This is a genomic window from Pseudomonas sp. NPDC087814, from assembly GCF_044742865.1.
In the GTDB taxonomy this organism is placed as follows: domain Bacteria; phylum Pseudomonadota; class Gammaproteobacteria; order Pseudomonadales; family Pseudomonadaceae; genus Aquipseudomonas.
The window spans coordinates 1-1,347 of record NZ_JBIUVK010000112.1 but is presented as its reverse complement, the minus strand read 5'-3'; the positions used below and the strand labels follow the sequence as shown (position 1 = coordinate 1,347).

General features: G+C 55.6%; 2 protein-coding genes. Both read right to left on the bottom strand.

The annotated features are described in order from the left end of the window. Positions 1-103 precede the first annotated feature (103 nt). Positions 104-991 carry a hypothetical protein gene (locus tag ACIOMR_RS30920; RefSeq protein ID WP_003217488.1) on the bottom strand — a complete coding sequence of 296 codons (888 nt, stop codon included), beginning with the start codon at positions 989-991 and terminating at the stop codon, positions 104-106. 36 nt (positions 992-1,027) lie between these two features. Continuing rightward, positions 1,028-1,258, bottom strand: coding sequence for a 30S ribosomal protein S18 (gene rpsR, locus ACIOMR_RS30915; protein ID WP_002551829.1), 231 nt, complete (start codon positions 1,256-1,258; stop codon positions 1,028-1,030). Between the last annotated feature and the right edge of the window lie 89 nt (positions 1,259-1,347).

Genomic DNA, 1,347 nt, shown 5'->3' with positions numbered 1-1,347 from the left:
AATAACAACACTACAAACCCTAAAATTACAATTTTAAGCACATGATACCAATTATGTATACTTATACAATAAGGAACAGTTGCATGTGAAAATCCTCTAACTTTTAACCTTCACCGTTCGCGTTATCGGCGTCTTTCGGCGCCAGACGACCGCGAAAATCAATCAGGCCGTCGACAATGGCCAAGACCACGAGTAACGGATAGATCAGCTGCATGAACAGCAACAGCGTCACGTACAACCCCACCAGCCAGAATCTGCCCAGTCGCTTTTGCGCCACCAGCCCATGAATCAGGGACAGGCCGGCGAATACCAGCGGTACGCTGCACAACGGCACCAACAGCGCCAGGCCAAAAGTCGGCCCGACCACCATGAACGCCAGCAGCAACATCGCCGGTCCAGCGGGGATTCTGATACTGCGAAACTCGCGACCAAAACCACCCGGGTTATACAACAACGCCTGCCAGTAACGCCCAAGAATCAGGCTCAGCAAGCTGACAATCTGCAACAGTGCCGCTATCAGGCCGGTAAGCATCGGTGCAACCACTGACGCAAAGCGCGCTCGCTCCTCTACCGATAACTGCTGGTAGAGATCCCCGAGGGCCAGCGGCAGGATCTTGATGATCTCCTGCGCCAGCGCCTCGATTTGCGGGCGGAAAGCCGCGCCAAGCGCCAGTGAATACACCAACCCCAATGCCACGCTGACCAGCAGCGTACGGACCCAGGACTCACTTGCGCGCAAAACCAACGCAAGGGTCGATGAACCGAGCAGTACCAGAAGTACCCGTGGATCATCGAATTTCAACCACCAGACCAAGGCCGGCAGTATTCCCAGGGCAAGAACGCCAAGGGCGTCCTTCAAACCGCGCCGCAGAAGCACAAGGCAACCCGCGGCAGCACCCAACCAATACAACAACGGCAATGCTGCACATCCAGCCACTACCAGAGTGGCCTGCACACGACCGCGCATGATGAACTCAGCTAAGGCGCGCATGCATTCAATCCCTTACTACTTGTCGACTGCCCGGTCTCAGCGGCCGTGGCTGTCGGTGTAGGCCAGCAGGGCCAGGAAGCGGGCGCGCTTGATAGCGGTGGCCAGCTGACGCTGATAACGAGCTTTGGTACCGGTGATGCGGCTTGGAACAATTTTGCCGGTCTCGGATACGTAGGCTTTCAGAGTGTTGAGATCTTTGTAATCGATCTCCTTCACGTCTTCAGCGGTGAAGCGGCAGAATTTACGACGACGGAAGAAACGTGCCATTTGATAGGCTCCTTAAAAGGTCCGTGGATTACTCGTCAGCGGTATCGCTGTTGTCGCTGTCATCACTATCAGCGCTTTCGGCGCCGTCG